This is a genomic window from Brasilonema angustatum (genome assembly GCF_059505445.1).
The window spans coordinates 24289-40701 of sequence record NZ_JCACKO010000006.1 but is presented as its reverse complement, the minus strand read 5'-3'; the positions used below and the strand labels follow the sequence as shown (position 1 = coordinate 40701).

Genomic DNA, 16413 nt, shown 5'->3' with positions numbered 1-16413 from the left:
ACAGTTCCTAGCCCTCCTGTACCTGACCAATTTACGGGAATTACCCTCTCTTGTATGCTGGTCTTTTTAATCACAGGTTATACCTCACTACGTCACGGTTGCAAAGCCCAAGTTGCGGGTTATAAAATTCTGGCGGTACTTTGCGATACGCCAAAGGCGTCACGCTCCGCGTATCGCCTACAAGAGTAACTAGCAACTTGGGTTAATAGGACTTATGGACTTACAAACAGTTAAAACGACTCAAAAAGCAGGGTTATATGTCTAGTATCCACCGAAAAGATTAATGATCGCAAACGCCATATCCTTATCGAAATGTTGAAACTAAGTTAGTTGCTTGATGATAATATTCTTGATTATCTGTAATGTCAAACCTACTCGTTAGTTGATATATTTATTATTACTTTTGAATTTTGATTGAACCGTAAATATTTTGCTGTTACTTTTTCATGCGAACATTAATTATTGATAACTATGACTCTTATACTTTTAATCTGTACCAAATGATTGGGGAAGTAAATGGAGAACTGCCTTTAGTAATTCGTAATGATCGGATGATGTGGGATGAAATCAAAGAGATTGCATTTGACAATATTGTAATTTCTCCAGGGCCTGGTCGTCCAGAGAAATCGGCAGATTTTGGAGTTTGCCGACAGATAATTGAGAATGTGAATATGCCCTTGCTGGGAGTTTGTCTGGGACATCAAGGACTTGGCTACTTACATGGTGGTAGGGTGATTCATGCCCCGGAAGTTCGACATGGTAGACTCAGTAAAATTTTTCACAATGGTTCTGAATTGTTTCAAGGCATTCCCAATCAGTTTTCAGTAGTGCGTTATCACTCTTTGTTAGTAGCTGATGAACTACCTGAGTGTTTAGAAAAGATTGCTTGGACTGAAGCAGGGCTGGTGATGGGATTGCGTCATCGGTATTTACCCTTTTGGGGTGTGCAGTTTCACCCAGAGTCTATCTGCACAGAATATGGGCAAAAATTACTCGAAAACTTTAGAGATATAACGCTACAATTTACGAAGAAACTATCAAGAAGTTCAGCAAAGCGGTATTTTACAGGATATGGATCTGTTAGTTCTGCTATAAATAATCCTGAGCAAAAACAGTCTGAAAAGTTTGAACTGTATACACGCAAGTTAAATATTTGCCCAGAAACAGAACAAATATTTGTACAGATGTTTCGGGATGCACCAAATGCTTTTTGGTTAGATAGTAGCCGTGTAGAACCTGGTTTATCTCGCTTTTCATTTATGGGCGATGGGAGTGGAGCAAACAGTCTATTGGTACGCTATTATACCCAAACGCAAGAACTCACGATCACACAATCAGATACCGTGATCCGTCGCAGTGAAAGTATTTTTAAATATCTAAAGCGGGAAATAGACTATCGGTGTTGTCAATCGGATGATCTACCTTTTGATTTTAACTGTGGGTTTGTTGGCTATTTTGGTTATGAACTCAAGGCAGAGTGCGGAGCGCAATTAGTACATTCGTCCCCCTTACCGGATGCTATTTTCTTACTTGCCGATCGCATGATTGCTATCGATCATCAAGAACAGTGTCTTTATTTGCTGCAATTAGTCAAAAAAGGACAAACACAAGAAGTAGAAACTTGGTTTGAACTATCCAACAACAACTCGAAACCCTTGCTCCTCTGCCAACGATGGTACCTCAGGGAAATCAAGAGCCAATTAAGTTCTATTTGCATCGCACTTACCAGACTTACATCCAAAATATTCATCAATGCTTGGACGAAATTCACGAAGGAGAAACCTATCAAGTTTGCCTGACGAATCAGCTTTACACCCATGCGACTCCCGATCCATTGACATTTTATCGCACATTACGTCAAATCAATCCTGCTCCCTACTCTGCATTTTTGCGCTTTGGTGATTTTGCGATCGCCTGCTCATCTCCAGAACGGTTTCTCAAGATTGATCGAAAAAAATGGGTAGAAACTAAGCCCATAAAAGGAACGCTACCGCGAGGAAAAACCCCAGAAGAAGATTTTGTCCTACGGGAACAGTTACGCAACAGCGAAAAAGATCGGGCTGAAAATCTGATGATTGTGGATTTGTTACGCAATGATTTGGGACGAGTCTGTGAAGTTGGTAGTGTCTACGTACCAAAATTAATGGATGTAGAAACCTATGCAACAGTACATCAGTTAGTAACAACGGTACGAGGGCAGTTGCGATCAGACTTACAAGCGGTGGATTGCATTCAGGCATCATTTCCAGGGGGATCGATGACTGGCGCACCCAAAATCCGCACCATGCAAATTATTGATCGCTTAGAACAAGAGGCGCGAGGGGTGTATTCCGGAGCTATCGGCTTTTTGGGTTTGAATGGTTCAGCTGATTTGAATATTGTCATTCGGACTGCTGTTTTGACTCCTCATCAAACCTCCATTGGTATCGGTGGCGGAATTATCGCGCTTTCTAATCCTGAGATGGAGTTTCAGGAAACGCTACTCAAAGCGAAAGCTTTAATCCAAACTATGGTAATGACGATCCAGGGAAAGTTTGAACCAGATATGTATTCTATTCTAGAAATAGAAACAACAACTGCTGATAATTATGAAAAACTAACTACGTAAATCAGGAGAGAAAAAGAGAATGGAAATGTGTATGATATATAGGACTAATATTTGATTTTTGTGAAAGTGCCTGCGCTTTGCGCTTAAAAAAATCAGTACACTTAAAGAGCCTTTTTTCCTGTTCCCTGTTAACAGTTCCCTATTCCCTCCCTTAATAAACAATTTCACCAAATCAAACCGGATTCCTATATAAAGGTAAAAATCAGCGATGAATCAACTTGAACAGTTTAGAAAAGAAATCGATGCCTTAGACGAGCAAATTATTGAAGTGTTAAGTAAACGCTTTGAAGTTTGTAGAGAAGTCGCTCATTTCAAAAAAAAAGAAAAAATTCCTATGATGCAACCGGGACGAGTGGAAGAAGTTAAAAAGCGTCGTCAGGATTTAGGATTTCAGAAGAGAATCAGTAAAGATTTTATGCTTAATCTGTACAACTTAATTATTCAGGAAAGTTGTCGAATAGAAGATGACATAATTGAAAAAGATTAAGTCGTAAGTTTACAAAAAATAGCAAATAATAGAAAGGACAATAAGTAATGATTCTTGATGCTAGAATATCTGGTCTTTCAGAGGAACAAGGGATAGCTGGAGAAAAAGTTTTACTTGATCGATTTGAGACTTACTATACAGCGATTTCTGTTTGGTTTTTTAGTTGTATTTTGTCTGATTTGACGCCAAACAAAATTCTGGATGTCGGTTGTGGAACAGGGCATTTACTTAATTTTTGTAGCCAGAAACTGAGCGAACCCTCGGCATCTTTTTATGGTGTTGACCTTGACGAATATCTAGTTACGAATGCTGTTAAGCGTTTTCCAGACTTCCATATTCAGGTAGCTGATGCCAGCCAATTACCCTATCCTTCAGACACGTTTGATTTAGTCTATGTTTCTACTGTTCTGGCTCATGTGCCGAACTCTCTAGATATCTTGAAAGAAATGGTGAGAGTGACCAAACCTGGAGGAAAGGTCGCTGTCATGGATCAGGATTTTGAAACTGCTGTACTATATCCGGGCGAAAAACAGCTTACTAGAAAGGTTCTCAATGCGGCAGCTGATTATTGGAGTGATGGATGGATTGGGCGCAAGTTGCCCAGTATGTTTAAGAAACTAGGTTTAACAAATATTCAAGTTGATGCTTCTGTCCGTATTGATCGCAACTTTGATCGTCCATTTTTTGAACGGATTCGCAATTGGATTGTTGCAGAAGGATTTCCTGCGGATCAAGCAGATGCTTGGTTAGAATTTCTGACTAACCAAGTCAAGGAAGATGAATTCTTATTTACTAGGAATTTTTATGCTGTTACAGGAATTAAATAGTATGCCAGTTGTGTAAAACTGAGTTTAATTGAAGGGTTAATTAATGTGAATACGATTTACTTTGATTCGTTGAATAACGACACAGTCAGGCGACAACAAATTCACAATGGACAATTGTTTGTCTTCTCTCCACGTTCCAGTACCATTGATCTGAGCCAATTTGTGCGGAATTTGGTTAAGGAAGCATTTGGTTCACTCGATCCCACAAAAGCGGAGTATAGTCTACCTGTAGATGAGTTTCTGACCATTGAGTCTGACTTGAAGCAAACACTGATGAATCATCCTGACACCAAGCAGATGATTCAGGCAATCCTGAAGGAATTTGAATGTGATTTAAGCAAAACCTATTTTGATTTACCTCAGTTGCGGATGGCACCCACTAGAGGTTATCTTCCTAACGGTGAAGGTCTTTTCCATGATCCTCACCGTGACACTTGGTATGCAGCCCCTATGTGCTTGCTTAACTGGTGGATTCCTATCTATGATTTGGAGTCTGAGCGTACTGTTGCATTTCACCCCCGCTACTGGAATCAGCCCGTCAATAATGATTCCAGAGGGTTTGAGAAAGACTATAAAACAAATTTCCGCGAGGCTGAATTTCCACATCCAGAAAAACAGATCGAAATCGAGCCGGAAATTCGGATCGTCTGTCCAGCAAGCGGATTGATTCTCTTTTCAGGGGCGCAGATGCACTCTGCTGTTCCCAATACATCGGGGTTAACACGCTTGAGTCTTGACTTTAGAACCGTGCATTACGACGACATTGTCACAAACAGTGGTGCAACCAATATCGATTCTTATTCAACAGTTGCCTTATTAACAGATTTCATGCGAGGTACAGATCTAGCAAAGTTTCCTGAAGACGTGATTGCAACCCCTCAGAAAAATTTGGTTATCCAGAGTAACCGATTGCTAGAGCGCTAAATGAACCCGACAAAAACGGATACACTCTTTGTCTCTACAGAGGATTTCATCCCTCAGTTTTATTTGTTGTCAATTACCAATATCCTCTCCAACCTGATTATCCCATTGGTGGGTTTAGTTGATGCAGCTCTGTTAGGTAAATTGCCAGATATCGACAATTTAGCTGGTGTCCTTCTGGCAACAATTTTATTTGAATATATATACCAATTGTTCCCCTGTTTACGTTCTGCAACTAATGCTATGACAGCTCAAGCAGTGGGAGAGGATGACTCACAAGCGATCGCTCTCACCCTATATCGAAATGGCATAGTTGCTCTGAGTATTGGTGTTCTAATTGTAGTCTTGCAGTTTCCTTTGCAAACAGTTGGGTTTGCGCTTCTAAATCCTGCTCCTGAAGTTAAAGATGCAGCAATTGCTTACTTTAATACTCGTATCTGGGGCGCACCAGCAGTTGCCCTAAACTATGTTCTGATTGGTTGGTTTTTAGGACAGCAAAAGAATTTTACTAACTTACTTTTGTCTTGCGTAGTCAACGGTATTAATATTTTACTAGCGTATTTAATTATTGTTCAATTAGGTTTGGAAAGCGCAGGTGCTGGAATAGCCGCCGCAGTTAGTCAGTATTTAGCATTGACAATTGGACTGATAATTGTGTTTGTGGAAATTCCCAGGAAAATTCTATTATCGACAATTTCTCAGATCTGGAATTGGGTAGCATTTAAGGCAACTTTTACTTTTATTGGAAATTTATTGATTCGATATCTGTCGTTTCTTTCGACTTTACTGATTTTCACTAATTTAAGTTCAGCCCTTGGGGTAGCTATCTTGATACAAAACGGGCTGCTATTGAAGATTATTGACACCAGCATTTACATCATCCAAGGATTTGGATATGCTACTTCCAGCTTTGCTGGTATCTTTAAAGGTCAAGGGAACTATCAGCTAATGAAATCTTTGATTCGATTATCAATTGGAACCAGCTTACTTTTGTCGTCCATTTTAGCTTTTACTCTTGTCTGCTTTCCTAAATTTATCTTTGGATTATTTACCAATAATCTTGAAGTTGTTAACGAGATTCAAAGTTATGTTATCTGGCTAATTCCAATATTAGGAACACTAGCTGCTTCTTTTGTTTTAGAAGGATATTTTATTGGTTTAAAGGAAGGAAAATTATTGCGTAATACGGCTTTAAGCGCCTTTAGTCTAGGATTTATCCCGATGGCTTTTGTTGCTTGGTACACCCGTAGTAATCAGATTCTGTGGTTATCTCTATGGTTGTATTTTGTAGTAATCATGATCGTGTTAAGCACGCAAGTATCAAAAACCTTAATTTGTGAATCAACGGAAGAACAAAAATTTATTGTTTGATTGCCTTTTCAGGAGTTATATCAAGTTCGGCTAATTAGTTATAATTCCCGAATCTATGCATTAAGCTTAAAAACCCTTCCCCTCTGCCCCTCTGCACCTCTGCACCTCTGCGGTCTTAATGATAAGTCTTTAACCGAACACGATATTAAAGCGATGCCTTACGGCAAGCCGCAAAGCGTCTACGCTTATCAACGTTTTGCACTCTGGGCGTTGCCGATCGTTTGGTCGATGAACTTGAAGGTGGCCGCGAGCGCCTTCAGATTGGCATCACGTGTCTGCTCCGGGGTTTTCCCGATGAAGCTGTGGTTGACGTCGGGCAGCACGATGAGCTCGTGCTTCACGCCGGCCGAGTTCAACTTCTGAGCCATTTCCAGCGTTTGCTGGTGCGGCAGCGTCGTATCCTCTGTCCCGACGATCAGCAACATCGGCGGATCCTTGCGGTCAACATAGGTGACTGGACTCGCTGCTGCAATTTGTTTCGGTTTGCACTCGTTAGCAAAGCAGCCCAGCAATTGCCACTCGGGTGCTTCGGGAACGTCACGCGACATGGGTTTGGCCTTTTTCGCCTGAGCCGCGATCGTATCCATGTTGAACACGCCATACCAAGCGACACTGCCTCATCCTCAAGAGCTAGAAGCTGGCGCAGTCTCTGGTAATTTCGGCGCTTCTGCATTGAACCACTTCTTGTAAATTTGCGCGTAAGTACCGTCTGAAATTATCTTTGCAAGAGCTGTGTTGATGGCGTTGAGGTTGGGAGAATTTTTCGGCAAGGCAATACCATAGTATTCTTCGGTGAGCAGTTGACCAACTACCTTTAGACCTTTGATGTTACCACTCTTGATCGCATCTAAAGTTACAGGAGCATCGTTGATCACAGCATCCACATTACCATTTGCCAGTTCTTGCAAAGCTAGAGGGGTAGAATCGAATTCCCGAACTTGAGCACCAGAGATACTTTTGGCTTTTTTAGATCCGGTTGTGCCAATTTGGACAGCAATTTTCTTGCCTTTGAGACTATCTAGATTGGTGATAGTTGTGTTGTCTTGACGGACTGCGATCGCCAACCCTGCTTTAAAATAAGGTCGAGAAAAAGATATTGTCTGCGCTCGTTCCGGTGTGATAGTTATAGCACTGACGGCTGCATCTACGGTATTTGCCTGAAGTGCGGGAATCATACCATCAAATGGCAGACTTTGGAACTCAATCGTGGATCCAGCTGCTTGTCCCACTGCTTTGATCAGATCAATATCAAAGCCTACGAGTTCATTGCCCGAACCTTTGGACTCAAAGGGCGCAAAAGCAGGTTCTGTGGCAACTTTAATTGTTTTTCCTGCTGTAGCTGTTTGTGAATTACCCTTAGAAGTACTGCTAGTATTGCTGCCTGAATTTTCACAAGCTGACAAAATCGCAGCCGTACCTAAACCAGTTAAGAAATATTTTATGAAATGCGATCGCGTCATTAGGGCCGGTGCTTTGCGCGATAGCTTCGCTGCTGCGCGGAGCGCAGATCGCGTCGCTTTTGGCTGGAACATGGTTTTTTGCCAAAGAAATAATTGTTAACAGAAATTATATGTTCTAAAAATCAAATTTTAAGAAACACACGTAGGGGAGCCAGTGCGTTGGACGGGTTTCCCGGCTTAAAGCATCTGGCGTTGGGCACTGCCAGTCAGATCCTGCCCACTATATTTGGGTTTTAGTGGCAGTGCCCACCCTACACTACTACAGAAGCGGACAATCAATTTCCATATAGTAACTAAATAACTTCAAATATGTACTAGCATAACTTTTATCTTTTCTTGTATCAGAGTGTTTAGCTAGAATCATCTGTAGTTCAATAAACATAGAAAATGAACAATTCCTCCCCTGCAATTCTGTTTGAAAATATTGAAAAGAGTTATGGTTCACTAAAAGTTCTCAAGGGAATTACTGGCAAGATAGAACGAGGAGAAGTCGTTGCAGTCATTGGTGCTTCTGGTTGTGGCAAAAGTACTTTGCTCCGCTGCTTCAACCGTTTGGAAGCTATTGATTCTGGACGTTTACTAGTCAACAATGTTGAGGTATCACAACCGAATTTTAGCAACAGGCAACTACGGCAACTGCGAACACAAGTCGGCATGGTTTTCCAGCAGTTTAACCTGTTTCCTCATTTAAGCGTACTAGAAAATCTGACACTTGCGCCGCGTCAAGTGCTGGGGAAATCAGCGAAAGAAAGTGCACAATTGGCAGGACTTTATCTCGAAAAAGTTGGACTTTTTGACAAAGCATCTGCATATCCAGAACAACTTTCAGGAGGACAAAAGCAACGAGTCGCTATTGCCCGCAGTTTGTGTATGAATCCCCAAGTTATGCTTTTTGATGAACCAACCAGCGCCTTAGATCCGGAACTTGTGGGTGAAGTGTTGCAAGTCATGCAACAATTAGCAGCAGAGGGTATGACGATGGTCGTTGTCACTCATGAAATGCAATTTGCCCGTGAGGTGGCGCATCGAGTTATCTTTTTGGATCAAGGTGTTGTGGTAGAACAAGGATCGCCTCACCAAGTTCTCTCGAATCCTCAAAGCGATCGCCTGCGTACTTTTCTAAGTCGTCTTAATGGTATGGGGATGGATATTACAGGTTAAGATTGCTTGTAAAGAAAAAGTTTCTTACCCGTATTGTGTCAGTAGAAATATTCTGAGTGTTGCTTTGTGAATTCCTCAAAAACTAAAAAACTTCCTTTATTTGGGTAAACCTTTTGGGTGAGGCGCTAACACGACTGGTTATTGTAGTATATTTGTAGTTTATTCGTGTTAGGGGGTGTACAATATGACGCCAAAATTTGAATACAGCCAACTTATCAAAGAGGACATTCAGCGGCTGGGGAATATTCTTGAGCAGTGTTTTCTCATGTCGTCAGGTGAGAGCGAAATTTTCTTCAACTCCATTGGTTTAGAAAACTTCCGTGTTATTCGTGCAGGTGAGGAAGTTGCTGGTGGACTAGGGATTATCCTGATGCCTCAGTGGTGGGGTGGTGAACGTGTACCTATGGCGGGAATAGCTGCAGTAGGTATTGCTCCGGAACATCGCGGAGGTGGAGCAGCATTAACAATGATGAAGCACACTGTTAAAGAACTCCACGCCAAGGGAGTACCGATCTCTACTCTCTATCCAGCGACTCAACGCCTATACCGAAAAGCAGGGTATGAACAGGGGGGTATCTCTTCTATTTGGGAAGTTCCTACTCAAAGCATCTTAGTGAAGGAAGAGCCACTACCTGTTGGTGCTGTAGCAGGTGATCATGAAATCTTTCGTGAACTCTATCAGCAATATGCAAGACTCAACAATGGACTCTTAGAGCGACATCAAAGCATTTGGCAGGGTATATTCAAATCAGATAAGAAGGAAGCAATTTACGCCTATGTTATTGGTTGTGCAGAACAACCCCAAGGCTACATCATCTTCAGCCAGCACCAAAACCAGGATGGCTCTTTTATACGAATCAGAGATTGGGCAGTTTTAACAACAGCTGCAGCACAAACTTTTTGGAGTTTTCTTGCCAAGCATCGCTCCCAAATTCAAAATGTGCAATGGAAAGGTTCTGCTACGGAATCTCTAACTTTACTCTTACCAGAGCAAACCGCCAAGCAAAAGTCTACTAGCTATTGGATGCTGCGTGTGATTAATGTAGTCAAAGCGCTAGAAAAGCGTGGTTATCCACCAGGAATTCAAGCAGAACTGCACTTGGAAATCCAAGATGACTTACTCGCTGAAAATAATGGTAAATTTATTCTGTCTGTTGCCAATGGACGCGGTGAAGTTACCAGTGGAGGAAAAGGCGAAATGAAGCTAGATATTAGAGGATTAGCACCTCTCTACACAGGCTTATTTACCCCGCAACAATTGCAACTTGCAGGACGACTTGATGCTACAGATACAGCAAGGTTTGCAGCGACTCAAATATTTGCTGGGGCATCTCCTTGGATGGCTGATTTCTTTTAAAAATTAGTTATTAGTCATTTCTTTTTTGACTAATGACTAATGACTAATGACTAATAGCTAATAACTAATAACTACAATGCATACAACTTCCGGTCGCTGGCGTTTGGGTCTAGCATTATCGTTAGTGACCGTTTTTTTGTGGGGAATTCTACCGATCGCCTTGGTTGTAACTCTGAAAGTACTTGATGTCTACACCATTATTTGGTTTCGCTTTTTGGTATCGTTTGTGTTGTTAGCTGTTTATTTAGGATGGCGAGGAAAATTACCACCGCTTTTAAGATTGCGTTCCACTTCTTGGATATTGCTAGTAATTGCCACTCTTGGCTTAGCAGCGAACTATATTTTTTTCACGCAAGGTTTAGCACTGACTGCACCCGCTAACGCTGAAGTTATTATTCAGTTGGCTCCCCTACTTATGGGTTTTGGTGGTTTATTTCTTTTTAGAGAACGCTATACTCTACTTCAGTGGATTGGTGTAGGGATTCTTATTGTAGGATTCACTCTCTTTTTTCACGAACAATTAAAAAATTTAGTGACAGCTCATGGTCAATATCTTCTAGGTAGTGGTTTGATTGTTTTTGGTGCAGCCACTTGGACTTTTTATGCTTTGGCACAAAAGCAATTACTGCAATCTTTATCTTCTTTTAGCATCATGCTCATGATTTATGCAGGATGTGCTTTGTTATTCACTCCATTTGCTAACCCAAAAGCAATTCTTCAACTCAATCTTTTCCATTTAGGGTTATTACTTTTTTGTGCTTTTAATACTCTCATTGCTTATGGTGCTTTTGCTGAATCTTTAGAACATTTGGAAGCTTCACGTGTTAGTGCAGTTTCGGCATTAGCTCCTATTGTTACTTTAATATCAGTTTGGATTGTATCAGTCATAATGCCAACTCTCATCTTACCGGAAAGTATTTCCGCTCTCGGAATCATAGGAGCCGTTTTAGTTGTCACAGGTTCGGTTACTATCGCCTTAGGAAAAACTCGTTAACCAAAACTTACTCCCTTCGATGAACCTCACCCCGCCCTCCGGGCACCCCTCTTTGGAGTTCACCAGAGGGGATAGGGGTGAGGTTTTTTATTGTAAGTAATTAGGCGAACTTGATATAAAACATAGTAATCATCAAAAAAGCCAAATCAAAATTCAGAACTCATATGCAAGGTTTCCTCAATCTCAACAAATCATTCGGTTGGACTTCCCACGACTGTGTAGCCAAAACACGCAAATTTTTGCGTCTCAAGCGAGTCGGGCACGCAGGAACTTTAGATCCTGCAGCAACAGGAGTGTTACCCATCGCTCTTGGAAAAGCAACTCGTCTATTACAATATCTTCCAGGAGAAAAAGCTTACAAAGCGACAATTCGTTTGGGTGTGCGTACAACAACCGATGATTTGCAAGGTGAAGTCATCACCTCACAACCTTGCACCGGGTTAAGTTTAGAAGCAGTAAAATCTGCATTGCAACAATTTGTGGGCAAAATTGAACAAATTCCTCCAATTTACAGCGCCATTCAAGTCCAAGGAAAACGCTTGTACGACTTGGCACGCAAAGGGGAAGATGTAGAAGTACCCGCGCGGATAGTGGAGGTTTTTAAAATTGAAATTTTGGACTGGCGTGAAGAGGAGTTTCCGGAATTGGATGTGGCGATCGCCTGTGGTGGGGGAACATATATTCGGGCGATCGCCCGTGACTTAGGAACAATCTTACAAACTGGTGGAACTCTCGCTGCTTTAACACGAACACAAAGCAGTGGGTTTCACCTTGCTAATAGCATCACCTTGACTGACTTAGAAGCACAGCTGCAAGCTGGGACATTTCAACCCCTTGCTCCTGATGCACCACTACAGCATCTTCCTTTTATCACCCTACCACCAACATCAGCACAGAAATGGTGTCAAGGTCAACGTATTCCTATAACTTTCAATGTTTTAGAAAATTTACTAGAGCTTTTACGAGTTTACCATGAAGATGGGCACTTTTTAGGAATAGGTAAACTTGTAAATTCAGAGAAAGACAAGCTACTCATTCCTGAAATGGTATTCGAGCCTATTTAAATTATTCATCTTTCTGATAGGATTGCGCTACTAAAAGCCATTTATGGAGTAACTCTTTATAGATTGCAAGTAAATTTTTGTATGATTTTGTGGCATTTATGTGTGCTTGTAGAGCCTTTTCGTATAGTGCGGCGACTCCAGTATTTGGGTCTTTTGAAGTTTTTATGGCTGTAAGATGTTGTGAACAACGTGCATAGTGCTCTAACATTTTCTCGTATTCTTCAATAAACTGATTGTATTCTTCAGAGCTTTTATTCATAACTCTCCAATCTATTAAATTTTTGGCACGGGGGCAAAACAAGCGTAGCTTGTTTTGCCCCTTAAACATATATACTTTGGAATGAATGTCATATTAAGTTTCTTTGTAAATGGCGCTACATTCTTCCCGTTATCCTCATTCTTGGGCTACAGCCTGGAAATGAATTTTCACCAGGCTCAGTCTCCAGTTTTATCCTATTCCCAAGTTGACATATTTCGTAGCACATCAGGTATTTTAAAACGTCAATTTTTTGGATAACTATAACTCTCCAGTAGATTAATAGACTTCTTGCAGAAGTAGGGAACAGGGAACGCTTAACAGGGAACAGTGAACGCTTAACAGGAAATTATGAACATTTAACTCTTAACAGAACCTCGTCAAATCTCACTTTTGCAAGAGGTCTAATTTTTTGCCGGGGTGCAAAACTAGCATAGCTAGTTTTGCACCTTTAATCTCTATACTTTGGAATGAATTTAATATTAAGTTTCTCTGTAAAGGTTGCTACATTCTCCTTGTTTACAGACTCAGCCTGAAAATGAATTTTCCGAGGCTCCGCCTCCAGTTCTATCTATTCCCAAGTGGAAACATCTCGCAGCACATCAGGAATTGCCCCTTGAGATAGAGGAAACTCCAGCACAGTTTCTTTTAATCCTAAGTATCCAGATTCAGCGAAGGATAACAGCATCCGCGTCAATGCGAACCAAACCTCAGGCTCATATTCCCAATCAGTATAACGCGAAGCTCTACCAGCGATTGAACGCAACGCCCAAAAATAACTATTCCTCACCACGGAACCGCCTTTTTTATACTCTGGCACATCCTCGTGGTGAAGAAAAAGCACATCGTTTTCAATTTTTGCTCTCATACTGGAAATTTTAACCTAAATGGGAAAGTGTGAACATCGTTCTTATCAGGGGCAATTTAGCAAAATCACGGTTATGGTTGGGATTGAGTCGAGGTACGCGACGTGTAGCACTTCGGCTATAGTTTATGCGAATCAAACATCATTTGAGTATTCTGTTGCTTGTACTACTGACAATCTTTTTAATAGTTTCTCCAACTATAGTGTCAATTAAAGTCAATAAGTTGGAGCAAGCCGTAAAGAGCGCAAATAGCGCAAACTAACAAACCACTTTCTGCTGATGAAGATATGAAAGAGATACTAAATAGAATTGAAACATGGTTTAATGAGCATCTGCCGAAAGTGTTGGCGGATTTGAACCCTGGAGCGACTGAAAGCGAAATTGAATCTTTAGAAGATAAAATAGGAATTCAGCTACCAATGTCATTTAGAAAATTTTACAAGTGGCATAATGGTCAGCAGGGTAAGACTACCGGACTTTTTTATGGTCTGGAATTTCTTTCTCTGGAAGGAATATTTGAGCAGTGGAAAACATGGTCAGACATAATTGATGAACATGAGACAATAAATGAGGACATTGGCGGTAAATCTCATATACCTGGAAAAGTAAAAGAAATATATATCAACAAGAAGTGGATTCCATTTGTTCACGATTGGGGTGGAAACCACATAGGCATAGATTTTGATCCAGGAGAGAGGGGTAGAGTGGGGCAAATTATAAATTTTGGTAGAGATGAGGACGTTAAATTTGTTTTAGGAGATGATTTTGAGTCATTTCTAAATTGGTTGATGACTCAGCTTGAATCAGGAAACTATATAATTGATAGCGAAGGTTCTGGGAGTTTTAATACTATGAAACCTGAGACACAGCATTTCCTTGATTCTGTGAAACTTATTTATCAATCACATCTTTGAAACGTCTAAATATTAGCTGTTAAACCTAAGCGAAAAGTAAATCCAGGGCTATAGATACGATTGACTCGCTCGTATTGTTCATCGAGTAAATTTTCTAAATAAACTGTCAACCCTAAATTTCTCGTCACAGGAACGCGAGCGCTAAAATCCAAATTAAAGAAAGAAGGCGAAAAATCTGTAGCTGTCTCTCCAGCTTTTGCGTATATGGCTCGACGAGCGCCACCATAGTAAGTAGCATATAAATTAGCTTGCCAGCCTGCAATTTCATAACCAATACCAGCAGAAGCAACAGAGTAGGGAATTAAACCCAGCTGTAACCCTTTTTCTGGTCCTGTTTGTATTTTCGCATCTGTGTAAGTGTAATTGACAAAAGTTGACCATCCAGAACCAATGTTGCACCGTAGCGCCGCCTCTAAACCATTGGTGTCAACTAAGCCAATATTTGCCCATTTTCCTTCTACGACTCCTAAGCGATCATCTAAACTACTGCCGAAATAAGTAAACTGTCCTATTAAATTTTCCAAAAATTTGACATCAACTCCCGCAGTCCAAGATGAGCCAGTTTCTGGTTTTAAATCACGGTTAGGTAGCCATCCATGTACCGTATCATAAACATACAACTGATCCAAACCTGGATTGCGTTGTCCTCCTGCCCAACTTCCTCGCACAGCTAAAGCAGGAGAAATATCATATTTAAATCCCACGCTTGGGTTGAAATAATTACCAAATTTGCTATCAAAGCTTTGTCTCAACCCCAAATCTACCTGAAATTTCTCGGTGATATTCAAAGTATTAACAGCAAATAATGCGGTATTTAGTAAACTTTCGTTTTCCTTTTGATTTAAGGCAACTCGGTTAGGAACTGTACTCAATACATCACCATTTAAATCTGTGTTTTGTAAATCTAATCCCCAGCGCAATTTATAATTTGGAGTGAGTTGCCACGCATGGTCTATCCTAGCTGTATATAATTGTGTATCTAAAGTTCCTGTACGATAAAATTGGCTGCTAGGACCGTAAGTGTTGAAGTAATCTTGGTTATAACCTAGTGTTGTTGTCACAACAGAACTATTATCATTACTAAGACGAGTTTTCCAAGCAAAACCAATATTTAAACCATCATGATCTAATCGGTCTCTTTGTAAAGGAAAGCCAAAATAAATTAATCCCTTACGGCTGCTAAGTGTAGTCACATCTAAACTGAGAGTATTTCTATTATCTACATCAAAAGCAAGATTACCAAAATATGTGCTGTTAGCTGTATCTGCATTAAAGAAATACCCTCGCTCATCACGATTTGCCGCACCAACAGGAACGCGGTAACGGTTATCAATAAAAGACCTTTCAAAGCTGAAATTATATCTTAAAGAGCCAGTTGCACCTGCATAGCTTAATTGTTGATTATTAAAATTCAAATCCCCAAATTGTGCAGTTGCATTGAAGCGAGGAACTGTACTACCTTCTTTCGTGATGATATTAACAACTCCTCCAAAAGCTGAGGAGCCGTAGAGAGTAGAAGCAGCACCACTATACAACTCTACTCGTTCAATAGCTTCTACAGGAATACTATTTAAATCTGTTGCACCATGATATGTGTTGACATTAGAGTTAATAGGTCTGCCATTAATGAGAAATACAGATTGATTAATCGAGGCTCCGCGATAGTATGTACCTGTGTGAATATCTGCACCATGACCTGAGTCATTGATAGCAAATCCAGGTAATTTTTTCAACACATCAGATACACTTGTAGCACCTTGTTTTTGGATTTCTTCTTTTTCAATCACATATGTCGGAGTAGACTGAGGAAGGTCATCTTTCTTCCCTGTCACATCTATAATAATTGCGTTGTCATCTTCAACTGTGGGTTTTGACTCGTTTGTTGTGGAATTTGGTTCTGGATTTCCAGTTGTTTGTGGTTTTTTAGATGGAATTGGTGTTTGAGTTAGTAATTCTGCACTTCTATATGGTTTTTCTATCTCATTCAAGTATGGGATTTCTGATGTCTTTTTTATAGAAGTCTTTTTTGACTCTAAATTATTTTCTTGTGCAAATGTGACAGGAGCTAAAGCAAAGTTAATTAATATAACTTGAAAAATCAGGAAACTAAATTTCATTTTATACCTC

General features: G+C 40.5%; 12 protein-coding genes and 3 pseudogenes. 10 read left to right on the top strand and 5 right to left on the bottom strand.

What is annotated here, in order from left to right:
- Positions 1 to 446 precede the first annotated feature (446 nt).
- The 5 genes and pseudogenes from pabB (at position 447) to AC5JM2_RS01365 (ending at position 6214) form a co-directional block, all read left to right on the top strand.
- A pseudogene (gene pabB, locus AC5JM2_RS01385) lies at positions 447 to 2608 on the top strand (aminodeoxychorismate synthase component I).
- Between the two features lie 208 nt (positions 2609 to 2816).
- The gene (locus tag AC5JM2_RS01380; RefSeq protein WP_495833118.1) at positions 2817 to 3095 is read left to right on the top strand and encodes a chorismate mutase; all 279 of its coding nucleotides are present in this window, start codon (positions 2817 to 2819) and stop codon (positions 3093 to 3095) included.
- Between the two features lie 47 nt (positions 3096 to 3142).
- The gene (locus AC5JM2_RS01375) at positions 3143 to 3922 is read left to right on the top strand and encodes a methyltransferase domain-containing protein (RefSeq protein WP_495833117.1); all 780 of its coding nucleotides are present in this window, start codon (positions 3143 to 3145) and stop codon (positions 3920 to 3922) included.
- Positions 3923 to 3967: 45 nt separating this feature from the next.
- Positions 3968 to 4846: a hypothetical protein gene (locus AC5JM2_RS01370; protein ID WP_495833116.1), complete on the top strand. Its 879-nt coding sequence runs from the start codon at positions 3968 to 3970 to the stop codon at positions 4844 to 4846.
- On the top strand, positions 4847 to 6214 hold the full coding sequence (locus tag AC5JM2_RS01365) for an MATE family efflux transporter (RefSeq protein ID WP_495833115.1): 1368 nt from the start codon (positions 4847 to 4849) through the stop codon (positions 6212 to 6214).
- A gap of 188 nt (positions 6215 to 6402) precedes the next feature.
- On the opposite strand, the pseudogene AC5JM2_RS01360 reads toward AC5JM2_RS01365, so the two are convergent.
- Positions 6403 to 6813, bottom strand: a pseudogene (locus AC5JM2_RS01360) (alpha/beta hydrolase family protein); the annotation flags it as partial.
- Between the two features lie 39 nt (positions 6814 to 6852).
- A pseudogene (locus AC5JM2_RS01355) lies at positions 6853 to 7674 on the bottom strand (basic amino acid ABC transporter substrate-binding protein); the annotation flags it as partial.
- A 387-nt stretch (positions 7675 to 8061) separates the two neighbouring features.
- Between AC5JM2_RS01355 and AC5JM2_RS01350 the strand changes: the two are divergent.
- The 4 genes from AC5JM2_RS01350 (at position 8062) to truB (ending at position 12250) form a co-directional block, all read left to right on the top strand.
- The gene (locus AC5JM2_RS01350) at positions 8062 to 8835 is read left to right on the top strand and encodes an amino acid ABC transporter ATP-binding protein (protein ID WP_495833114.1); all 774 of its coding nucleotides are present in this window, start codon (positions 8062 to 8064) and stop codon (positions 8833 to 8835) included.
- Positions 8836 to 9019: 184 nt separating this feature from the next.
- The gene (locus AC5JM2_RS01345) at positions 9020 to 10192 is read left to right on the top strand and encodes a GNAT family N-acetyltransferase (protein WP_495833113.1); all 1173 of its coding nucleotides are present in this window, start codon (positions 9020 to 9022) and stop codon (positions 10190 to 10192) included.
- A 76-nt stretch (positions 10193 to 10268) separates the two neighbouring features.
- On the top strand, positions 10269 to 11186 hold the full coding sequence (locus AC5JM2_RS01340) for a DMT family transporter (RefSeq protein ID WP_495833112.1): 918 nt from the start codon (positions 10269 to 10271) through the stop codon (positions 11184 to 11186).
- A gap of 164 nt (positions 11187 to 11350) precedes the next feature.
- On the top strand, positions 11351 to 12250 hold the full coding sequence (truB, locus tag AC5JM2_RS01335) for a tRNA pseudouridine(55) synthase TruB (protein ID WP_495833111.1): 900 nt from the start codon (positions 11351 to 11353) through the stop codon (positions 12248 to 12250).
- A 1-nt stretch (position 12251) separates the two neighbouring features.
- Here truB and AC5JM2_RS01330 read toward each other — a convergent pair whose 3' ends face one another.
- Together AC5JM2_RS01330 and AC5JM2_RS01325 are read right to left on the bottom strand one after the other, a co-directional pair.
- Entirely contained in the window at positions 12252 to 12509 is a 258-nt protein-coding gene (locus AC5JM2_RS01330) for a hypothetical protein (protein WP_495833110.1), read from the bottom strand.
- 568 nt (positions 12510 to 13077) lie between these two features.
- Positions 13078 to 13374, bottom strand: coding sequence for a hypothetical protein (locus tag AC5JM2_RS01325; RefSeq protein WP_495833109.1), 297 nt, complete (start codon positions 13372 to 13374; stop codon positions 13078 to 13080).
- A gap of 285 nt (positions 13375 to 13659) precedes the next feature.
- Here AC5JM2_RS01325 and AC5JM2_RS01320 point away from each other — a divergent pair, with 285 nt between their 5' ends.
- Entirely contained in the window at positions 13660 to 14286 is a 627-nt protein-coding gene (locus AC5JM2_RS01320) for an SMI1/KNR4 family protein (protein WP_495833108.1), read from the top strand.
- Positions 14287 to 14291: 5 nt separating this feature from the next.
- Here AC5JM2_RS01320 and AC5JM2_RS01315 read toward each other — a convergent pair whose 3' ends face one another.
- Entirely contained in the window at positions 14292 to 16403 is a 2112-nt protein-coding gene (locus AC5JM2_RS01315; RefSeq protein ID WP_495833107.1) for a TonB-dependent receptor plug domain-containing protein, read from the bottom strand.
- Between the last annotated feature and the right edge of the window lie 10 nt (positions 16404 to 16413).